The sequence below is a fragment of the Dactylosporangium sp. CS-033363 genome, from assembly GCF_050942475.1.
Lineage (GTDB): Bacteria > Actinomycetota > Actinomycetes > Mycobacteriales > Micromonosporaceae > Dactylosporangium.
In genome coordinates, this window is sequence record NZ_CP192032.1 from 6,218,053 (window position 1) to 6,236,100 (window position 18,048).

General features: G+C 73.0%; 19 protein-coding genes. 5 read left to right on the forward strand and 14 right to left on the reverse strand.

Features of this window, described 5'->3' with window-relative positions; translation table 11 throughout:
* Window positions 1-137: 137 nt before the first annotated feature.
* The 6 genes from ACQPZ4_RS28755 to ACQPZ4_RS28780 are packed head-to-tail and all read right to left on the reverse strand — an operon-like array spanning window position 138 to window position 4,822.
* Window positions 138-1,013, reverse strand: coding sequence for a hypothetical protein (locus tag ACQPZ4_RS28755; protein WP_433041872.1), 876 nt, complete (start codon window positions 1,011-1,013; stop codon window positions 138-140).
* 13 nt (window positions 1,014-1,026) lie between these two features.
* The gene (locus ACQPZ4_RS28760; protein WP_433041875.1) at window positions 1,027-1,890 is read right to left on the reverse strand and encodes an ABC transporter ATP-binding protein; all 864 of its coding nucleotides are present in this window, start codon (window positions 1,888-1,890) and stop codon (window positions 1,027-1,029) included.
* Window position 1,891: 1 nt separating this feature from the next.
* The gene (locus ACQPZ4_RS28765; RefSeq protein ID WP_433041878.1) at window positions 1,892-2,710 is read right to left on the reverse strand and encodes a hypothetical protein; all 819 of its coding nucleotides are present in this window, start codon (window positions 2,708-2,710) and stop codon (window positions 1,892-1,894) included.
* Window positions 2,707-3,402 (reverse strand): hypothetical protein, encoded by a 696-nt coding sequence (locus ACQPZ4_RS28770; protein ID WP_433041881.1) that lies wholly within the window; start codon window positions 3,400-3,402, stop codon window positions 2,707-2,709. Before ACQPZ4_RS28770 ends, ACQPZ4_RS28765 begins: the two co-directional genes overlap by 4 nt.
* Before the next feature lie 17 nt (window positions 3,403-3,419).
* Window positions 3,420-4,283 (reverse strand): zf-HC2 domain-containing protein, encoded by an 864-nt coding sequence (locus ACQPZ4_RS28775; protein ID WP_433041884.1) that lies wholly within the window; start codon window positions 4,281-4,283, stop codon window positions 3,420-3,422.
* Entirely contained in the window at window positions 4,280-4,822 is a 543-nt protein-coding gene (locus ACQPZ4_RS28780) for an RNA polymerase sigma factor (RefSeq protein WP_433041887.1), read from the reverse strand. The genes ACQPZ4_RS28775 and ACQPZ4_RS28780 overlap by 4 nt, the downstream gene beginning before the upstream one ends.
* 95 nt (window positions 4,823-4,917) lie before the next feature.
* Between ACQPZ4_RS28780 and ACQPZ4_RS28785 the strand changes: the two genes are divergently transcribed.
* Window positions 4,918-5,355: a hypothetical protein gene (locus ACQPZ4_RS28785; protein WP_433041890.1), complete on the forward strand. Its 438-nt coding sequence runs from the start codon at window positions 4,918-4,920 to the stop codon at window positions 5,353-5,355.
* A gap of 5 nt (window positions 5,356-5,360) precedes the next feature.
* Here the strand turns inward: ACQPZ4_RS28785 and ACQPZ4_RS28790 are convergent, their stop codons facing one another.
* From ACQPZ4_RS28790 to ACQPZ4_RS28800, 3 genes are all read right to left on the reverse strand, one after another.
* On the reverse strand, window positions 5,361-6,143 hold the full coding sequence (locus ACQPZ4_RS28790; protein WP_433041893.1) for an MBL fold metallo-hydrolase: 783 nt from the start codon (window positions 6,141-6,143) through the stop codon (window positions 5,361-5,363).
* 131 nt (window positions 6,144-6,274) lie between these two features.
* Window positions 6,275-8,671 carry a GcvT family protein gene (locus ACQPZ4_RS28795; RefSeq protein WP_433041896.1) on the reverse strand — a complete coding sequence of 799 codons (2,397 nt, stop codon included), beginning with the start codon at window positions 8,669-8,671 and terminating at the stop codon, window positions 6,275-6,277.
* Window positions 8,668-9,642, reverse strand: coding sequence for a hypothetical protein (locus tag ACQPZ4_RS28800; RefSeq protein ID WP_433041899.1), 975 nt, complete (start codon window positions 9,640-9,642; stop codon window positions 8,668-8,670). Before ACQPZ4_RS28800 ends, ACQPZ4_RS28795 begins: the two co-directional genes overlap by 4 nt.
* A gap of 215 nt (window positions 9,643-9,857) precedes the next feature.
* Here ACQPZ4_RS28800 and ACQPZ4_RS28805 point away from each other — a divergent pair, with 215 nt between their 5' ends.
* Window positions 9,858-10,925 (forward strand): hypothetical protein, encoded by a 1,068-nt coding sequence (locus ACQPZ4_RS28805; protein WP_433041902.1) that lies wholly within the window; start codon window positions 9,858-9,860, stop codon window positions 10,923-10,925.
* A gap of 430 nt (window positions 10,926-11,355) precedes the next feature.
* Here the strand turns inward: ACQPZ4_RS28805 and ACQPZ4_RS28810 are convergent, their stop codons facing one another.
* Genes ACQPZ4_RS28810 through pdhA form a run of 3 tightly spaced genes read right to left on the reverse strand, consistent with a single transcriptional unit; the run spans window position 11,356 to window position 14,628 of the window.
* Window positions 11,356-12,543 (reverse strand): dihydrolipoamide acetyltransferase family protein, encoded by a 1,188-nt coding sequence (locus ACQPZ4_RS28810; protein ID WP_433041905.1) that lies wholly within the window; start codon window positions 12,541-12,543, stop codon window positions 11,356-11,358.
* On the reverse strand, window positions 12,536-13,567 hold the full coding sequence (locus tag ACQPZ4_RS28815; RefSeq protein WP_433041908.1) for an alpha-ketoacid dehydrogenase subunit beta: 1,032 nt from the start codon (window positions 13,565-13,567) through the stop codon (window positions 12,536-12,538). The genes ACQPZ4_RS28810 and ACQPZ4_RS28815 overlap by 8 nt, the downstream gene beginning before the upstream one ends.
* The gene (gene pdhA, locus ACQPZ4_RS28820; RefSeq protein ID WP_433066699.1) at window positions 13,564-14,628 is read right to left on the reverse strand and encodes a pyruvate dehydrogenase (acetyl-transferring) E1 component subunit alpha; all 1,065 of its coding nucleotides are present in this window, start codon (window positions 14,626-14,628) and stop codon (window positions 13,564-13,566) included. Before pdhA ends, ACQPZ4_RS28815 begins: the two co-directional genes overlap by 4 nt.
* Window positions 14,629-14,773: 145 nt before the next feature.
* On the opposite strand from pdhA, the gene ACQPZ4_RS28825 reads away from it, so the two are divergent.
* The 3 genes from ACQPZ4_RS28825 to ACQPZ4_RS28835 are packed head-to-tail and all read left to right on the forward strand — an operon-like array spanning window position 14,774 to window position 16,677.
* Window positions 14,774-15,229 carry an Lrp/AsnC family transcriptional regulator gene (locus ACQPZ4_RS28825; protein ID WP_433041911.1) on the forward strand — a complete coding sequence of 152 codons (456 nt, stop codon included), beginning with the start codon at window positions 14,774-14,776 and terminating at the stop codon, window positions 15,227-15,229.
* Window positions 15,230-15,252: 23 nt separating this feature from the next.
* The gene (locus ACQPZ4_RS28830; protein WP_433041914.1) at window positions 15,253-16,209 is read left to right on the forward strand and encodes a hypothetical protein; all 957 of its coding nucleotides are present in this window, start codon (window positions 15,253-15,255) and stop codon (window positions 16,207-16,209) included.
* 27 nt (window positions 16,210-16,236) lie between these two features.
* Window positions 16,237-16,677, forward strand: coding sequence for a TIGR03618 family F420-dependent PPOX class oxidoreductase (locus tag ACQPZ4_RS28835; protein ID WP_433041917.1), 441 nt, complete (start codon window positions 16,237-16,239; stop codon window positions 16,675-16,677).
* On the opposite strand, the gene ACQPZ4_RS28840 is transcribed toward ACQPZ4_RS28835, so the two are convergent.
* The gene (locus tag ACQPZ4_RS28840; RefSeq protein ID WP_433041920.1) at window positions 16,674-17,537 is read right to left on the reverse strand and encodes a hypothetical protein; all 864 of its coding nucleotides are present in this window, start codon (window positions 17,535-17,537) and stop codon (window positions 16,674-16,676) included. The two genes, ACQPZ4_RS28835 and ACQPZ4_RS28840, sit on opposite strands and share 4 nt — an antisense overlap.
* The gene (locus ACQPZ4_RS28845; RefSeq protein WP_433041923.1) at window positions 17,534-18,022 is read right to left on the reverse strand and encodes a SigE family RNA polymerase sigma factor; all 489 of its coding nucleotides are present in this window, start codon (window positions 18,020-18,022) and stop codon (window positions 17,534-17,536) included. The genes ACQPZ4_RS28840 and ACQPZ4_RS28845 overlap by 4 nt, the downstream gene beginning before the upstream one ends.
* Window positions 18,023-18,048: the final 26 nt, after the last annotated feature.

Below are 18,048 nucleotides of genomic sequence, written 5' to 3' on the forward strand. Positions count from 1 at the left end.
ACCAATCGACCGTAGCGTCACACTTCCTCACGGCAATAGACCCGTTTGCGTACAACAATCGATCCGATCGATCAACGGTTTGCGCGCACGCCCGCCGCTCGGCCGCGCGCGAATGGGCGGACCAGCGTGTGCGGCCCTCATGCCCGCGGCAGTGGGACGACGCGCAGGCTGTAGGTGTTGTCGATGAAGCCGTCCTCGGTCTGGGCGATCGTGAGGTGGCGGCCGTCGGGGTTGATCGTGACGCCGTCGTACTTGCCCTCGCGGAGCAGGTCGAGGTGGCCGTCGCTGACCAGCCAGAGGCCGTCCTGGTCGCGCACCTCGCCGGAGATGACGATCCGGTCGCCGTGCACCGCCAGGCCGTCCGGGCCGATGATGCCGCGGGCCAGGGTGGTCTCGCGGCCCGGGCCGTCGTGGCGGCACACGTCGAACGCGTAGCCCTCCGCACGCGGGGCGGTGCCGCAGCGCGTGGTGAAGTAGACGAGCGTGCCGCCGGCCGTCACCTGGGGGAAGAAGCCGCCCTCCCCGCCGTAGCACTCGGACGGGCCGCCGGTGGCGGTCAGGCAGTCCTGCGTGGAGCTGTAGTACAGCCGGCCGGTGTGCGGCGACCAGGCGGCGTCCGTGCCCTCGGTGTGGATGCTCAGGACGCTTACGAGGGCGCCGGTGCCGAGGTCCCAGCGGAACAGGACCGGGTCGGCGTGCGGGGCGCAGCGGATCAGCAGGCCGGCCTCGTGCTCGCTCATGGCGACCGCCTGCCACACGTCCGGGTCCGCACAGTCGGGCGGCGTGACCGTGACCGGCTCGGGGTGGCCGCCGGGCCGCAGCCGTTCGAGGGACGGCCGCGAGTCGGAGTCGTACGGATTGTGCGTGAAGAAGAAGAGCGTGTCGCCGATCCAGACGGGACGCCCGTACTCGAAGGTCGGCGACGAGGCCAGCTCCGTCCCGTCCGAGCCGCAGCCGGCGGCAGTGCCCAGAAGGAGCACCACGGCGACGAGGGCGCGCATCAGCCGGAGCACACGGGGCACGGTATCAGCGCGCGGTCACCGCCAAGTACCCGTCCTCGAGGCCCGGCTCGACCCGCGCGGCCTCCGGGGCCGGGGCCTGCGGGGCGACGATGCGATAGCGAACACCGTGCTCCTGGGGCAGCGCCGACACGATGGTGCCCTCGGCCGGCGGGGGGCCGTCGGTGACCAGCGACCACACCCGGCCTTCCGCGCGCCGGATCAGTTCCGCCGTGGTACCGCGGAAAATGAGCCTTCCCTTCGCCAGCACCGCCACTTCGCGGCAGGTCTGGGCGATGTCGTCGACGATGTGGGTGCTCAGCAGGACGGTACGGCGGCCGGCGAACTGCGACAGCAGGGTGCGGAAGCGGATCCGCTCCTCGGGGTCGAGGCCCGCCGTCGGCTCGTCGACGATCAGCAGCTGCGGGTCGGCCAGCAGCGCCTGCGCGATGCCGACCCGCTGGCGCATGCCGCCGGAGAAGCCGCGCAGGCGGCGGTCGGCGTGCTCGGTCAGGGCGACCACCTCCAGCAGCTCCCCGACCCGCCGGCGGCGTGCGGTGCGGTCGTCGAGGCCCTTGAGCAGCGCCACATAATCCAGGAACTGGCGGGCGGTCAGGTCCGGATAGACGCCGAGGTCCTGCGGCAGATATCCGAGCTCCCGTTGTACCGCGGTGCGCCCGGCCGCCGTCGCCAGATCGTGCCCGCCGACGGTGACCCGGCCGGTGGTGGGACGCACGATGCCGGCCAGGATCCGCATCAGCGTGGTCTTGCCGGCTCCGTTGGCGCCGAGCAGGCCGAACATGCCGGTGGGCACGCTCAGGTCGAGGCCGTCCAGGGCGGGCGGGGCATGGCGCTGGTACCGCTTGCTCAGCCCGTCGATCTCGATCCGCACGTCAGTGGCTCCTCTTGGCGCGTAGGGCGTGCCCGCCGGCCAGCACGGCGGCGGACAGGGCGAGCAGCACGGCGATCGACAGCCAGGCGGTGGCCGGGCTCGGGTCGGGCCGCAGGACGTTGAGCGCCGCGCCGGGGACCGGGCCGGCGAAGGACTGGTCGTCCTCGATGCCGTGGAAACCGAGCAGGGCTTCCATGGCGTACCCGCCGAGGGGATGGATGAGCGTGCCGGCGAGCGTGGGCATCATGTCGGGGCCGGCGAGGTTGCCCCACAGCCAGTACCCGACGAACAGGACCCGGAACAGCGGGGCCGGCATGACCAGCGGCACGGCGAGCGCGAAGGCGGCCACGAACAGCAGGCCCGGCACGAACACCACCGCACCGGCGGCGAGGGCCCAGCCGATCGCGGGGAGGCCACCGGTGCGCAGGGCGTAGGCGGCGGCGAATGCGAAGTACACGAGCAGGATCGGAATCGCCGTGGCACCGGCCGCGCCGAGGTACTTGCCGAGCAGCCGCGCCGCGGACGAGGACGGCGTGGCGTCGAAGATCGGCGCGACCCGCAGCCGGTCGTCGCGCACGCAGCGGTCGGCGAGCAGGCAGCCGAACCCGATGGCCAGCAACGCGTGCAGCTGCAGCGCCAGCCCGACCACCGCGGTGCGCGCGAGCGGAGGGCGCTCGTTGGGGTCGAACAGGTCGCGCAGGAGGCTGCCCCCGATGAGCAGGAACAGGACGACCGACAGCGCAGGCACGATCCACACCGTGCGTTTGGACACCTGCATGCGGAACTCGTACCGCAGGCTCGCCGTGAACGCGCCGCTCATGCTTCCTCCCCGTGGATGAGCCGCTCGGTGCGCCCGAGCACGACGAGTGCGACGCCGATGAGCGCGGCGCCGGCGGCCAGTAGCACCAGGCGGTTGGCCACCCAGTCGCCGGGCTGCGCGCCGCGGGTGGTCGCGAACAGGTACAGCAGCCGCCCGATCCTGTTCTGTTGCGCGCCGGCGCCGAAGAACTGCTGGATCGCCCACAGCGTGGTGACGAGCGCGCCCGCCGCGCCGGGGCCGCGGAACACAGCGGCGGCGGCGAACCCGAGCCCGCCCAGCCCGACGGTCGGCGCGACCCAGGTGAGCTGCCCGGCGAGCACGCCGTGGTTGGCGGGCCACCGCTCCCACCAGCCGGTGCCGATGAGCGCGGCGGCCATCGCGACGGCGACGACGGCCGCCCACCCTAGCGCGACGGCGGCCCGCCGCAGGAGCGTCACGCGGTACCGCGTCGGCGAAGTCAGCTGCAGCTCGACCGCCGCGTCCCGCCCGACGAGCGACGCACACGCCACGCCGGCGGCGAGCGGGATCGCCATCTCGAGCGCGCCGAGCAGGATGCGGGCGGTGTTGCGGTCGCCGGGCACCGGGTTGGCGAGCGCGGCCGCGACTCCCACGGCGACGGCGATCGGCGGCCCGAGCACGGCCGTCCAGCCGGCGCGGCGCAGCTCGTACCGCCAGAGCTTCAGTGGTCTCACAGCCAATGGGTAGCGGGTCACCCGTCGCGGGGTTCACCGCGGAACGGACCGATCCGCCCGGCCATGGCCACGGCGGCGACGGCGATCGCGACGCTGGCCGCGAGGACGGGCGCATTGGTGGACCAGGCGGCCACGACGGCCCGGGCCGGCCGGCCCGCGGCGCCGCCGGCGAGCAGCCCCTCGGCGAGGACGCGCACGGCCCACAGCCCGAGGGCGGACCCGAGCGCGATGTCGGGCCCGAACCGCACGGCGACGAGGAGGCTCACCGCGGACAGCAGCGCCATCGGTCCGAGCCACGACCCGACGAGGGCGTCGAGACCCGCCGAGCCGGCCGCTCCGGTGACGGCGAGGACCGCGGACGCGGCGAGGGCCAGCAGCAGGTCGTAGCCGAAGACGAGCGCGATGCGGACCAGCAGCAGCAACCGGCCGGACGTCGGCGCGGCGGCGACGAGCTCGGCGGCCGGGTCGCGGGCCGAGCGATAGGTGCCGGCGACCCCGGCGGCCGCCACGATCGGCGCGACCAGGGACAGCGCGGCCGTCGTGGGCTGCAGCAGCACCAGCGCGACGCCGAGCGCCATCACCAAAGCCGACGCCACCGGTACTGCCAGTCGAATGAGTCGCGCCTCGGCCAGCACCAGGTCGGCGAGGTTGGTGCGGCGCGGCCGTGAGGCCGGGCCGTCGAGCGCGCTGCGGGTCAGGACCATGCGCACCAGCCGGGCCGGGTCGGGCGCCGCCCCGGCCGGGGTCGCGGCGGCGGCGATCGCGCGCCAGGAGCCGAGTTCGGTGCGGCAGCGGGCGCAGCCGGCCAGGTGCGCCTCGACGCGGTCGCGGTCGGCGGGGGCGAGCGAGTCGGCGGCGTACTCCGGCAACAGCTCCCTCATTCGTGCACCTCCAGGGCGATGAGCGCGGCAGCGAGGGCGGCGCGGGCGTGGTGCAGGCGGCTCTTGACCGTGCCCAGCGGGATGCCCAGAACCTCGGCGACGTCGGCGAGCGGCAGGCCGGCCACGAAGACCAGGGCGATCACGTCGCGGTGGTGGCCGGGCAGCCGGTCGATCGCCGCCGCCACCGGCGTGCCGCCCGCTGCCGCGATGGCCAGTTCCTCCGGGCCGGGGCCGCGATCGGCGTCATCCGGGAGCTCCGCCGCCACGGGGTCGGCGCGGTCGCGCAGGCGGTTGTGGGCCTGCCGCCGGGCCACGCCGAAGAGCCAGGTGGTCGCCTTGGACCGGCCCTCGTACGCGCCCGCCGAGCGCCACACCGCCAGCATCGTGTCCTGCAGGATCTCCTCGGCGGTCATCCGGTCGCCGGCCAGGCGGTGCAGGTAGCCGTACAGCGGTCCGGCATGCCGCTCGTACAGCTGCGCGAGCGCGGCCGCGTCGCCGCGGGCCACCTGCCGCAGCAGTTCGTCGTCGCCGGCCGGCATCCGTGCACCTCCCCGCTGATTGGTAGCAGGGAACGCCCGCGATGGTTCACCCGGCAACGCGTTTCCGGGCCCGACCGTTGGAGATATCAACAGGCATGAGTGTGCAGGCGGAGCGGAGGCCGCGGGCGCTGGGGTTCGCGCTCGTGGGGCTCGCCGTCGTGCTCGGGTTCGGGTACCTGGCCTGGTCGAACTGGAGCAACGACCGGGCGCTGCAGGTGCGCGGGGCCGAGGCCGACGCGCGGGTCGTCGAGGTCGGCAAGCGGGCCACCGTCGAGTTCCGCACCGCCGACGGCCGGCAGGTGCGGGCGCTGATCGCGCAGGGCGGCTCGCCCCGGGACCGGCGGCCGGCGGTCGGTGACGAGATCCGCGTGGTGTACGACCCGCGGCATCCCGAGGCCGACGTGCGCGACACCCGGGTCGCCCCGAATCATGTCATCGCGCTGTTCATGACCGCCACCGCGCTCGTCGGGGCGGGCGCGGTGGCGGTGGCCGTCGTCGCGGAGCTGCGCAGGCGCGTCAGCAGGCCGGCTTGAGGGCGTCACGGCGGTGGCAACGGCAGCCAGTGCAGCCGGTCACCCAGCCCGCCGGGCGCGGCGGCGAAGGCGCGCTCGATCGACTCGCGGCCCTCGCGGAAGTGCTCCCAGCCCTCATAGTGCACCGGCATGATGGTGCGCGGGTTCACGAGCGCGCAGAGCTCGACGGCCTTCTCTGCCGTCATCGTGTACCGCAAGGGCCCGCTGATCGGGAACCGCACGCCCCCGAGGTGCAGCAGGACCGTGTCGACCGTCAGCCGGCGCGGCAGTTCGCGCAGGGCCGGGAACAGGACCGTGTCGCCGGTCATCCACAGCACGCCGTGCTCCTGGCCGTCCCAGGCGAGCGCGAATCCGACAACCGGCCCGACGATCGGTTCGCTGAGCGGCGGCCCGTGCCGCGCCGGGGTCGCGGTGACGGTGATCGGCGGCCGGCCGGGCGCTTCGAGCACGGTCTGCTCCCACGGTCGCAGGCCTCGGACGTCGGGTGCTGTGCTCAGACGCCGGGCGGCGGCCGTCGTCGTGATCACCGTCGGCACGCTCGCCAGCAGTTCCCGGCCCCGGTCGTCGAGGTTGTCGGCGTGCTGGTCGTGGCTGAGCAGCACCGCGTCGACCGGCCCGAGTTGGTCAGGGTCGAGCGCGGGACCGGTGCTCTTGCGGGAGCCGGTGCCCCAGCCGAAGGAGTACCGCCGCCCGGGCGGGTCGAACGTCGGATCGGTCAGGATGCGCCAGGGCCCGGCCTCGACGAGCGCGGTCGGGCCGCCGATGTGCGTCACGCGTACGTTGTCCAACGCCGTGGTCCTCACCGTGCGGTCGCGCGTCCCGGGCGGCGCGGTGCCGCGGCGCGACTGTGCCATCCGGGAGCGTCCCGCAGTGGGTCCCAGCGTGCAACCCCTCGGTCCGAGCGTGCGGCGGCGCGGGGTCAGCGCTTGATGCGCTCCCCCGCCGGGTCGTACGGCGGGCGGCGGTGCACGGTCGCCGGGACGAGCCGGCCGCCCACGTTGATCTCGAACGTGCCGCCGTCCCAGGGAGCGACGTACGCCAGGGCCACACAGGCGCCGAGGGTCTCGCCCCAGGCGGCCGACGTGACCTGGCCCGCGGGCACGCCGTCGCGCAGGACGAGCTCGCCGCCCCACATCATGACGTCCGGGTCGCCGGCGACGAGCGAGACCAGGCGGCGCGCCGGGCCCTCGGCTCGGGCCTTCTCCACGGCGTCGCGGCCGAGGAACGGGATGTCGGTCTTGAGCTTGCAGGCGAACAACAGCCCCGCCTCGACCGGGTTCGTGTCCGGGCGCAGGTCCGGCCCCCAGGCCCGGTAACCCTTCTCCAGCCTCAGCGAGTTGATGGCATAGTACCCAGCCGGTACGACATTTTCCCCGGCCAGCTGCTCGTAGACGCCGACCGCGAACTCGGCCGGGACGTACAGTTCCCAGCCGAGTTCGCCGACGTACGTGATCCTCGTTGCGCGCACCGTGGCGTGGCCGAGGTCGATCTCCCGGCTGGTGGCGAACGGGAAGGCGGCGTCGGACAGGTCGGACCGGGTCAGCGACTGCAGGAGCGCGCGGGATTGGGGGCCCATCAGGCCGTACACCGCGAAGGAAGACGAGACATCGGTGACCGTCACGTGCCGCCCGTCGGCGTGCCGGCGCACCCAGTCGGCGTCGCGCTGGACCGAGGCCGAGCTCGTGACCAGCAGATATTCGGTGCGGGACAGGCGGGTCACGGTCACGTCGGACTCGTAGCCGCCGCGGGCGTTGAGCAGGCCGGTGTAGACCGCGCGGCCCGGCTCGACCGCCACGTCCGCCGTGCAGAGCCACTGCAGCAGGTCCTCGGCGTCGCGGCCGGCGATGAGCAGCTTGCCGAAGGACGTCTGGTCGAACAGCGCGACCGACTCGCGGGTGGCCCGGTGCTCGGCGGCGGCGTACGGCAGCCAGTCCGGCTTGCCCCAGGTGTACTCGAGGCTCGGCGCGAACACGTTGACCCGCTCCCAGCCCATCTTCGAGCCGAACTGCGCGCCCGCGGCCGCCTGCAGGTGGTAGGCGGGCGAGCGGCGGAACGGCCGCGCCGAGGTCAGTTCGCGGTTGGGCCACGGCACCTCATAGTGTAGCCCGAGCACCTCCGCCACCCGGTCGTGCAGCCACTGGTTGTTGCCGTTGAACGGGGCGAACCGGCGAATGTCCACACCGGACAGATCGCTGGTCGGCTCCCCCGCCACGATCCACTCGGCGAGCGCGCGCCCGGCGCCGCCGGCCGAGGCGATGCCGACCGAGTTGAAGCCGGCGCCGACGAAGAAGTTCCTCACCTCGGGCGCCTCGCCGAGGATGAACTGGTTGTCGGGCGTGAAGCTCTCCGGCCCGTTGTAGAACTTCTTGATCCCGGTCTCGCGCAGCGCCGGAATCCGCAGCTGGGCGTTCTCCATGAGGATCGCGAAGTGGTCCCAGTCCTCGTCGAGGAGCTGGAACTCGAAGGGGTACGGCAGGGCGTCGGGCGCCACCCACGGCTTGGCCTCGGGCTCGAACCCGCCGACGACGAGCCCGCCGACCTCCTCCTTGAAGTAGGTGTACCCGTCCGGGTCGCGCAGGATCGGCAGCATCCGGTGGGTGCCCTCGATCGCCTCGGTGACCACGTAGAAGTGCTCGGCCGAGTGCAGCGGCACGTTGACGCCGGCGAGCGCGCCGACCGCCTTGGCCCACTGCCCGGCGCAGTTCACGACGACCTCGGCCTCGATGTCCCCGGCGTCGGTGCGCACGCCGCGCACGACCCCGTCCCGCACGTCGACCCCGGTGACCCGGACCCCCTGCACGATCGTGGCGCCGCGGTCGCGCGCCCCCTTGGCGAGGGAGTTTGTGACGTCGGTCGGGTTGGCGGTACCGTCACCGGGCAGCCAGATCGCGCCGGCGAGGTCCTCGGTAGCCAGCAGGGGGTACAACTGCTGCGCCTCTGACGGTGTCAGCAGCTCGCACTCGAGGTCGTAGGCGGCGGCCGACGCGGCGGTCCGCTGCAGCTGCACCATCCGGTCGGCGGTGCGCGCCACGGTCACGCCGCCGCAGCGCTTGAAGCCGGTGCCGAGGCCGGTCTCCTGCTCGAGCTCGCTGTAGAGCTGCGCGGAGTACTGCACCAGCCGCGTCCCGCTCTCGCTGGCCCGCAGCTGCCCGACCAGCCCCGCCGCGTGCCAGGTCGTGCCGCTGGACAGCCGCCCCTGCTCGACGAGCACCAGGTCCGTCCAGCCGAGCTTGGCGAGGTGGTAGGCGACGCTCGCGCCCACCACCCCGCCGCCGATCACGACGACCCGGGCCCGCTGCGGTACCACACCGTTCATGCGCGCGACGCTAGCTCCGCCTCCCGCAAAGGTCCAGATGCCGCCCTGATCACGGCTGCGGCTCCGACCAGCGCGAGCACCGCCACCGCCACGAACGCGACCAGCGTGGCGCCGTCGGGATGGACCACCGACTGCCCCCGCGCGGCCTGCCAGGAGAGAATCACGAAGCCGCCGGTGTACCCGAACGCGACGGATGCGATGAGTCGAGCCCTGACCCGCTCGGGCCGCAGCCACTCCCACCGGGCCGCCGCGAGGCGCAGCAGCAACACGGTGGCCAGCAGCACCTGGATCGCGTGCAGCCCGACGAAGTGCGGCACGCGAAGATCCCCGCCCGTGGTACTCCAGTTCGTCAGGAACATCCCCCGCCCGTCCGGGTCGCCGATGCCGTGCTGCCCGACCAGCGACACCACCTGCCCGTTCGCGTCGACCTCGGTGCGCGGGTACCCGCCGCCGGACGCGCTGAGCCAGCCGGCCACCAGCATGCTGGCAAACGCGAGCCCGAGCCCGGCGCGCAGGGCGAGGGTCAGCGCCCGGTCGCCGGTACGCTGGATCAGCAGCAGAATGGCGATCACCAGCGTGGCGATGATCAGCGGCATGATCCCGAACGAGAACACCGTCTGCACGGTGCGGGCCACATCGTTGCTCTCCTGGTTGAAGTGGCTGAACGTCCCGTGCGCCGCGGCCCACACGACCGCCCCGACGTCGAGCGCCCCCGCCACCGCGAACCCGGTCCCGACCCACCAGCCGACCCGCCGCCCTTTTGTCAGCAGGGTGAGCAGCCAGGCGAGGGTCAGGCTGTAGATGCCCATGGCGATCCCGAACTTCATCGGCTTGGCCCACACGGGCTCGCCGAGCAGGAGCCGATCGTCGGCGAACAGCCCCGCGAAGGACCAGACCGCCAACCCGAACATGAGCGCCGCGTGCAGCACCAGCGGCCGGTGCCACCCGCCTATTCTTCTGAGAACGTACATTCGGACGCTCCCTATCTGGATGAGGTTGAATGCCACCCAGCGTCAGCGAACCGGCCGCCGGGAACCATCCGACGGCCCCCCGAACCGATTCGGGGGTTATCCCCCGCATCGCTTCCAAGCTCAAGGCTTGCCAAACTGTCTGGGCATCCGGGGCGTCCAGGCCCTTCGGGGCTGAGGCTCATGGCTTCCAGCTCGGGCCGCCGCTGGCGGAGCCGGTGGTCGCCGCGTTCGAGGAGCGGCACGAGGTCGCGCTGCCGGCGGAGTACCGGCTGTTCATCACGTCGCTCGGTGACGGCGGGGCCGGTCCGGGCTACGGGCTGTCGCGGCTCACCCCGTCGTGCTGCACCTTCCGGCGGTCCGGGCATTTGTCGCAGCCGAGCCCGTACGTGCCCGGGCCGCGGTATCCGGGTGACTGGGAGCTGCGGTACGAGGACGTGCCGGGCCCGGGCAGCAACTTCCTGCGCGGAACGCTCGACGTCGCCGGGCACGGATGCTCGCTCACCACGCAACTGATCGTGACCGGCCCGGCCCGCGGCCGCCTGTACAACGTGGACAGCGGCAGCCTCGGCGGCGCGGCGCCGTACGTGGTGGAGGACCCGGACTTCCTGGCCTGGTACGAACGCTGGCTGGACGACGTCCTGGCGGGCTACGACGTGGGCTGGTTCGGCGAGCGCCTGCCCCTGTCCGAGGCGGCGCTGATGGTGGTGCTCCGCGCCGATCCGTCCCCGGAGCGGCGGGTTCGGGCGGCTTCGTCGTTGCTGGACCTGCCGTCGCACGGCCCTTCGGCGCGCAGCGCGATGCTCGAGGCCATGACGTCCGATCCGGACGCCACGGTTCGCGCGCGGGTGTGCCGGTTGCTGTCACTCGATGCTTCCGTGGACGCGATCGAGGCGTATGCCCGGTCGCAGACACCGCCCGACCTCGACGCGCTGAGCGCGCTGCGCCGGCTGACCTTCGCCGATCTGCTCGCCGAACTGGACACGTCCGATCCGGACCGGCGGCGGAAGGCCGCCTACCTGACCCAGCGCCCGTGGGAGTACGGCGGGGACGAGCCTTCGGCGCTCGCCGCGACCGCCACGACGCTCCTGCACGACCCGGACCCGCTGATGCGCGCGTACGGGGCCGTCATCGTCGACTTCTTCGACCTCGACGCGGTGCACCCGCTGCTGCGCGACCTGCTGCCGGCGGAGCCCGACGGCTGGGTCCGCCACCACATCGAGCGCGGCCTCGCGGAACGGCCCCCCGCGTTCGAGCCCTCGGACTCCCTCGAACCGCCGTTCTGAGGCATCGCCCGAGCGGCTGCCAGGGAACTATCCGTGAAGGGTCCGCGACGCTAGGCTGCATCCAGCGCCGCCGAACGCCGGATGCCGGAAAGGGAGCGCCGTGGCCGAGACGCCGCCCGAAGGATCCGTCCTCAGGTCGGTGGCGGACGCGCTCCGGCTGGCCTGGATGCCGGCCGGCAGCAGTGGGCACGACGACCTCGATGCTCGCTGGGCGGAGCTCGAGGCCGAACTGGATCGGATGTATCAGGCCCTGGGTCCTCCACCCGCTGGAGACCGGCATGCCAGACGGTAATCCCACCGCGTCGACGGCCACCAGCTGGGTGAGCCCGCCGACTCCGGTCAAGATGGAGCAGTACGAGCGGGCCATGCCCGGCACCGCCGAGCGGCTCGCGCCCGCGCCGAGGTCCTGGACTGACGGCGCGGACGCGGGCTACAGGTCGCCGAGGGCGGTCAGCGGGGACTCGACGCAGTTGGCGACGTAGCGCAGGAAGCCGCCCGCCGTGCCGCCGTCGCACGCGCGGTGGTCGAAGGCGAGGGTCAGCTGGGTCACCTTGCGTACCGTCAGCTGCCCGTCGACGACCCACGGGCGGTCCATGATGCGGCCGATGCCCAGGATCGCGACCTCCGGGTGGTTGATGATCGCGGCGGAGCCGTCGACGCCGAAGACGCCGTAGTTGTTCACGGTGAACGTGCCGCCGGTCAGGTCGGCCGGGGACAGGGTGTTCGAACGGGCGGCCTGGGTGTGCGCGGCGATCGCCGCCGACAGGGCGCGGGTCGGCAGCAGGTGGGCGTCGCGCACGACCGGGACGACCAGGCCGTGGTCGGTCTGGGCGGCGAAGCCGAGGTTGACGTGCGACGGGATGACCAGTTCGGCGCCCTCGACGCGGGCGTTCAACTCGGGGTGGCGGGCCAGTCCGAGCAGCACGAACCGCGACAGCAGGCCCAGCAGGCTGACCGGCGACTGCGCATTCAGGACAGTCCGGGCGGCGAGGAACTCGGTGGCGTCCACGTCGACCCACACCGTCGCCTCGGGGATCTCGCGGCGGGAGCGGCTGAGCTTCTCGGCCATGGCGCGGCGCAGCGGCCGGCGAGTCTCCGCAGAAGGGGCCGTGGCCAGGGCCTGTTCGACGTCCGCGCGGCGGATCAGGCCCTCCGGGCCGGTGCCGACCACCGAGTTCAGGTCCAGTCCGGCCTCGCGGGCCATGCGGCGCACGAACGGGGAGATGACCCGGACCGGGCCGCGGTGCTGCACGTTCGCCGTGCGCCGCGCGCCGCGCCGGCGGCGGGTCTCGGTCGTGGTGCCGTAGCCGATGAGCACCGCGCCGCTGCCCTCCTCCGCCGGAGCGAGGACCGGCGTCACGATCCCCGGCTCCTGGAACGCCTCGACCGGGGTCACGGTGATGAGCGGCGCGCCCACGCGCACGACGGTGCCGGGCGTGGCGTGGAGGGCACTGACGGTACCGGCGAAGGGAACCGGCACCTCGACCGAGGCCTTCGCGGTTTCCACCTCCACCACCGGCTGGTCGATGCGCACCGTGTCGCCGACGCGCACCATCCAGGACAGCACCTCGGCCTCGGTCAGGCCCTCGCCGAGGTCGGGCAGGAGAAAGTCAGGCATGGTCGTCCCACTGCAGCTTGGCGACGGCGTCGAGGATGCGGTCGGCGTTGGGGAGGTGGTGGTGCTCGAGGTGCGGCGGCGGGTACGGGATGTCGAGCCCGGTCACCCGCAGGATCGGCGCCTGCAGGTGGTGGAAGCACCGTTCCTGCACACGCGCGACCACTTCGGCGCCGTAGCCGGTGAAACGCGCAGCCTCGTGCACGACGACGACACGGCCCGTGCGGCGGACCGAGGCGGTCACCGTGGCGTCGTCGAACGGGGAGAGGCTGCGCAGGTCGATGACCTCGAGGTCCCAGCCCTCGGCGGTCGCCGCGTCGGCCGCCTCCAGGGCGGTGGCGACCATGCCGCCGTAGGCGATCACGGTCACGTCGCGGCCGGGGCGGCGGACCAGGGCCTCGTCGATCGCCGGGCCGTCGGTGCCCAGCGCCACCGACTCCTTCGCCCAGTAGCGGCGCTTGGGCTCCAGGAAGATGACCGGGTCGGGGCAGGCGATCGCCTGGCGCAGCAGGCGGTACGCGTCCGACGGGGTGCCGGGCGTCACGACGCGCAGGCCCGGGGTGTGCGTGTAGTACGCCTCGGACGAGTCACAGTGGTGCTCGACCCCGCCGATGCCGCCGCCGTACGGCACGCGGATGACGATCGGCAGCTGCACGTTGCCGCGGGTGCGATTGCGCAACTTCGCGAGGTGGCTGGTGATCTGTTCGAACGCCGGGTAGGCGAACGCGTCGAACTGCATCTCGACGACCGGGACCAGGCCGTTCATGGCCATCCCGATCGCGGTGCCGACGATGCCGGACTCCGCCAGGGGCGTGTCGAACACGCGGCCGTCGCCGAAACGCGCGGCCAGTCCGTCGGTGACGCGGAACACGCCACCGAGGGTGCCGACGTCCTCGCCGAACACGAGCACCCGGGAGTCCTCGGTGAGCGCGTCGGCGAGCGCGGCGTTGAGCGCGCCGGCCATGGTCACCTGCGCGGTTTTTTCAGGCTTCGACGGTACCGCCGGACGCTCCAACGTGCTCGTCATGCCCGTCCCTCCTCGGCCAGCTCCGCGAGCAGCTCCGATCGCTGCGCCAGAAGTGCGGCGGTGGGCCGCGCGTACACGTGCTCGAACAGCTCGGCGGGATCGGTGTCCACATCGGTGTTCATCTGCGCACGAACGCCCGCCGCGAACTGCTCGGCCTGCTCGGCGAACGCGGCCTCGGTGGCGTCGTCGAGCAGTCCGGCCTCCTGCAGGTACACCCGCAGGCGTTTGATCGGATCGCGCCCGAGCCACGCCTGCACCTCCTCGGAGCCGCGGTACCGCGTGGCGTCGTCGGCGTTGGTGTGCGCCTCGATGCGGTAGGTGAGCGCCTCGATCAGGGTCGGGCCCTCGCCGGCCGCGGCGTGCGCGATCGCGTCGCGCACCGCGGCGTGCACGGCGGCCGCGTCGTTGCCGTCGATGAGCAGTGAGCGCATGCCGTAGCCGACGCCCTTGTGCGCGAGTGTGGGCGCCGCCGTCTGTTTGGCCAGCGGCACACTGATCGCATAGCCGTTGTTCTGCACCAGGAACACCACCGGCGCCTTCCACACGGCGGCGAAGTTGAGCGCCTCGTGCGTGTCGCCCTCGCTGGTCGCGCCGTCGCCGAGCAGCACCACGGCGACCTGGTCGTCGCCCTTGAGCCGGGCCGCGTGGCCGAGGCCGACCGCGTGCAGCGTGTTCGTGGCGAGCGGGGTGCACTGCGGGGCGACGAAGTGCGCATGCGGGTCGTAGCCGCAGTGCCAGTCGCCGCGCAGCAGGGAGAGCACCTCGGCCGGCGGAACCGAGCGCGAGACGATCGCGACCGAGTCGCGGTACGTCGGAAACAGCCAGTCCCGATCGCGCAACGCGAGCACGGCGCCGATCTGGCACGCCTCCTGGCCGTGCGAGGACGGGTACACCGCGAGGCGGCCCTGCTTGGTGAGCGCCGTGGCCTGCGCGTCGAAGCGGCGCCCGACGGTCATCCGGCGGTACAGCTCCAGCAGCACTTCGCCCGGCGGCAGGTCTTCTGGTGTGACGGCGCGGCCCTCGGCGTCGATCAGACGCCATGGGGTCGGGCTCGGCAGCATCGCCTCGATGGTGTTCACCGGGGAGCTCCTTCGGTCCTGGGTTGTCCAGCATCATCGGCCTCGCCGTGGCCACTGGTCCAGCGCACGGCTACATTCGAAGACGATTGGCTCTGGCGGGTGGCATTTCAGGTGTACGGGGAGACGGATGGCTCAGCTGGACGACGTGGACCGGCGCATCGTCGAGGCGCTGCGGGCGGACGGCCGGGCGTCGATGCGCACCCTGGCGGAGTCGTTGCACATTTCGCGCGCGAACGTCTACGCGCGCGTGCAACGCCTCGAACACGACGGCGTCATCACCGGCTACACGGCGACGGTCGATCCGCAGCGGTACGGCTACGGCGTGGCCGCCTACGTCTATGTGAACATCACGCAGCACTCGTGGAAGGCCGTCCGGTCGCGCATCCTCGCCATGCCGGAGGTGGACCACGCGGCACTCGTGTCCGGATCGCACGATCTCGTGCTGCTCGTGCGCACCCGCGACACGACGTCGCTGCGCGAACTGGTGCTCACGCAGCTGCAGGGCATGCCGGAGATCACGTCGACGGAGACGGTGCTGATCTTCGATGAGCTCCCGACGACGCCGCGGCCGCCCCGGGCTTGACTGCGTCGCCTATGCATTGATGGATGAAGCGGGAGTCGCAGGATCTGCAACTGCGCGCGGACGCCGACGTCCGCGCCGGACTCGAGCAGTTCGAGCGCGGCCGGGGCGCGTCGGCGGTCATCCTGCTGGACCGGGCGATCACCGGGTACCTGACGCTGCTGCGCGCGAGTGGGCGTTCGCGCGGCCGCGAGGTGGCGCTGCTGTTCAGTCGCGCACAACTGGACAACGCCGAGGTGCTCATGCGCTACGGCGACCCGCAGCTCGCCGCGGCCGCCGCCGATCTGGGCTTCCGCGGGTACGTCGGGCAGCACCGCACCCGCGGCTGGGCCGTCGCCGAGATGGGCGACCTCGCCGCCCGGGCGAGCGCGATCCTGGCCCGCACCGGCCGCCTCACCGACGCCGTCGCCGCCGACGAGCTGGCGATCAAGGCATACGCGGAACTGGCCGACGCGCCCCGCACCGCCGCGGCGCTGACCCTGGCCGGCCTGCACCTGCTCGCCCTCGCCGACGACCGGCACCGCGAGCAGGCCTCCGCCCACCTCGGCGACGCCCGCGCCGTCGACGCCAAGGCGGCCCGCGCGGCCCAGGACGAGTGGGAACGCGTCCGCGACCAGCCCCCGCCGCTCACCCTCGCGCAGGCGCTGTGGCTGGTGCCGGAGGCGGAGGGGCTGCCCGACGCGTACCGTGACCCGGCCCCGAACCTGGTGAGCCCGTCCGGCCGCACGTACCCGCACCTGGCCACGATCGACGCCGCCAAGCTCGCGGCGATCGCGGAGCGGCTGCTGCCCGGGTCCCCCGCGGAGGGGCTGCGGATCGGGCTGGAGGCCCACTACCTGTACGCGATCGGCGCGGAGGCGGGGCCGCTCGACGACCGTACCGAAGCGGAATGGACAGGCCTCGTGGACGCTCTGCGCATTATTTTGGTTGACGACGACCCGCCGCTGGCCGAGGACCTGACGCAGTCCCGCGAGCGCGGTTGACTCTGGAACACGCGTAGCGTTACGCACATGACATCGCTGGACGAGTTCGCCGCGCTCGCGGCGAAAGAGCGCGGCCTGGTCGTCGTGTCCACCTTGCGCGCCGACACCACCATCCAGGCGTCCGTCGTGAACGCCGGCGTGCTCGCCAACCCGCTCACGAACGCGCGTTCGCTCGGGTTCGTGACGTACGGAAAGGTCAAGCTCGCCAACCTGCGCAGCCGCCCGCGCGTGACCGTGACCGCCCGGGCCGGCTGGGAGTGGGCGACCGTGGAGGGCACGGCCACCCTGATCGGCCCGGACGACCCGGCGCCCGGCTTCGACGCGGACCGTGTGCGTCTGCTGCTGCGCGACGTGTTCACTTCGGCCGGCGGCACGCACGACGACTGGGACGAGTACGACCGCGTCATGACCGAGCAGCGCCGCACGGCCGTCCTGATCGAACCGTCCCGCGTGTACAGCAACCGCTAACCGCCGATCCACCGCAGCCCGTCCGCGGTCCGCAGGGCCTCGTCGAGGCTCGGGATCGGATCGCCGCTGCGGTACAGGACCAGGGTGTGGCCGTGGAAGCCGAGGACGTTGAGGAAGTTCTGCTCGGCGTACGCGGCCAGCCCCTGCACATCGCGCACGCGCTGCGCCGCCCCGTTGCCGACCGAGGGCGCGGCGAGCACGACCCGGATCGCCGCCGTACCGTCGCCCTGCAGACTGATCCCGCCGTCGCTGTCCACCCCGGCGACCGACAGCCCCTCGGGCACGTAGGAGGCCTCGACCCTCGGCCGCAGCACCACCTCCCCGTCGTCGCGCAGCCCGGCCGCGGCCCGCAGCGCATCGCGCTCCAGCGTGGGGACGCGGGTGCCGATGCTGCCGTACTCCAGCGCCGCCGACCGCCCCGACGGCAGTGTCCACAACACGCGCGTCCACAGTGGACTCGACTGGAACCGCCCGCGCTGCCCGTTGACGGTCGTCGCCGTCCACCCGTCCCAGTCCGGATTCGCCGGCGAATCGAGCGCGACCTGCAGATACGGCCCGGTCTCCTGCTCCCCGAAGTCGGCCAGCTCCACGCCGCGCCCGACCGCGCGATACGGCTCGACCGGCACCCCCTCTGGCACCCATGTCAACCGGATGTGCGCAGTCCATCCCGGCGCATCCGCCACCTGCTGCTGCGCGGGCGACAGCAGCCACGCGACAAACGCCAGAAGAGCCAGACCCGCCGCTTGTACCGCACGGCGGCGCCGCTTGACCCGCCCGCGCACGTGCGCCATGACCGGGCCGGCGTCGGGCGCGTGCCGCTCCTCCTCGAGCAGCGCGTCGGTGAGCACCTGCACGTTCATCGCAACGCCTCCAGTTCCGCCGACTCCAACCGCAGCGCCGCGATCGCGCGCGCATGCGCGGAACGAACAGTGCCGGGTGCGCATCCGAGCATCTCGGCCGTCTCGGCCTCGCCGAGCCCCTCGTAGTACCGCAGCACGAGCACCGCCCGCTGCCGCTGCGGCAGCCGCGCGAGCCTCGCCAGCACCGCCGCCCTCATGGCCATACCCTCGGCGTGATCGGGCACCGTCGGCTCCTCGACCCGCTGCCGCTGCCACAACTCCGCCCGCCGCACCACCCGCCGCCGCCACGACAGGTACTGCGACGTGACGATCTTCTTGACGTAGAGCTCGGGCCGCTCCATGCCGCCGATCCGCGCCCACCGCCCATGCGCGACGACCAGCGCGTCCTGCACCACGTCCTGCGCCAGCTCCCGGTCCCCGGCCAGCACCGCCGCGAACCGCAGCAACGCGGGCAACCGCGCCTGCACGAACTCGTCGAACGTCATGCTCATATGAACGCCACGAGCCGTCC

What these genes read in the sequence shown, in the direction of transcription:
- ACQPZ4_RS28800 (WP_433041899.1), bottom strand. Translation starts at nt 9,642, where the DNA reads ATGTACGTTCTCAGAAGAATAGGCGGGTGGCACCGGCCGCTGGTGCTG.
- ACQPZ4_RS28840 (WP_433041920.1), bottom strand. Translation starts at nt 17,537, where the DNA reads ATGAACGTGCAGGTGCTCACCGACGCGCTGCTCGAGGAGGAGCGGCAC.
- ACQPZ4_RS28845 (WP_433041923.1), bottom strand. Translation starts at nt 18,022, where the DNA reads ATGACGTTCGACGAGTTCGTGCAGGCGCGGTTGCCCGCGTTGCTGCGG.
- ACQPZ4_RS28810 (WP_433041905.1), bottom strand. Translation starts at nt 12,543, where the DNA reads ATGCCTGACTTTCTCCTGCCCGACCTCGGCGAGGGCCTGACCGAGGCC.
- ACQPZ4_RS28785 (WP_433041890.1), top strand. Translation starts at nt 4,918, where the DNA reads ATGAGTGTGCAGGCGGAGCGGAGGCCGCGGGCGCTGGGGTTCGCGCTC.
- ACQPZ4_RS28775 (WP_433041884.1), bottom strand. Translation starts at nt 4,283, where the DNA reads ATGAGGGAGCTGTTGCCGGAGTACGCCGCCGACTCGCTCGCCCCCGCC.
- pdhA (WP_433066699.1), bottom strand. Translation starts at nt 14,628, where the DNA reads ATGCTGCCGAGCCCGACCCCATGGCGTCTGATCGACGCCGAGGGCCGC.
- ACQPZ4_RS28765 (WP_433041878.1), bottom strand. Translation starts at nt 2,710, where the DNA reads ATGAGCGGCGCGTTCACGGCGAGCCTGCGGTACGAGTTCCGCATGCAG.
- ACQPZ4_RS28825 (WP_433041911.1), top strand. Translation starts at nt 14,774, where the DNA reads ATGGCTCAGCTGGACGACGTGGACCGGCGCATCGTCGAGGCGCTGCGG.
- ACQPZ4_RS28780 (WP_433041887.1), bottom strand. Translation starts at nt 4,822, where the DNA reads ATGCCGGCCGGCGACGACGAACTGCTGCGGCAGGTGGCCCGCGGCGAC.
- ACQPZ4_RS28795 (WP_433041896.1), bottom strand. Translation starts at nt 8,671, where the DNA reads ATGAACGGTGTGGTACCGCAGCGGGCCCGGGTCGTCGTGATCGGCGGC.
- ACQPZ4_RS28830 (WP_433041914.1), top strand. Translation starts at nt 15,253, where the DNA reads ATGAAGCGGGAGTCGCAGGATCTGCAACTGCGCGCGGACGCCGACGTC.
- ACQPZ4_RS28815 (WP_433041908.1), bottom strand. Translation starts at nt 13,567, where the DNA reads ATGACGAGCACGTTGGAGCGTCCGGCGGTACCGTCGAAGCCTGAAAAA.
- ACQPZ4_RS28835 (WP_433041917.1), top strand. Translation starts at nt 16,237, where the DNA reads ATGACATCGCTGGACGAGTTCGCCGCGCTCGCGGCGAAAGAGCGCGGC.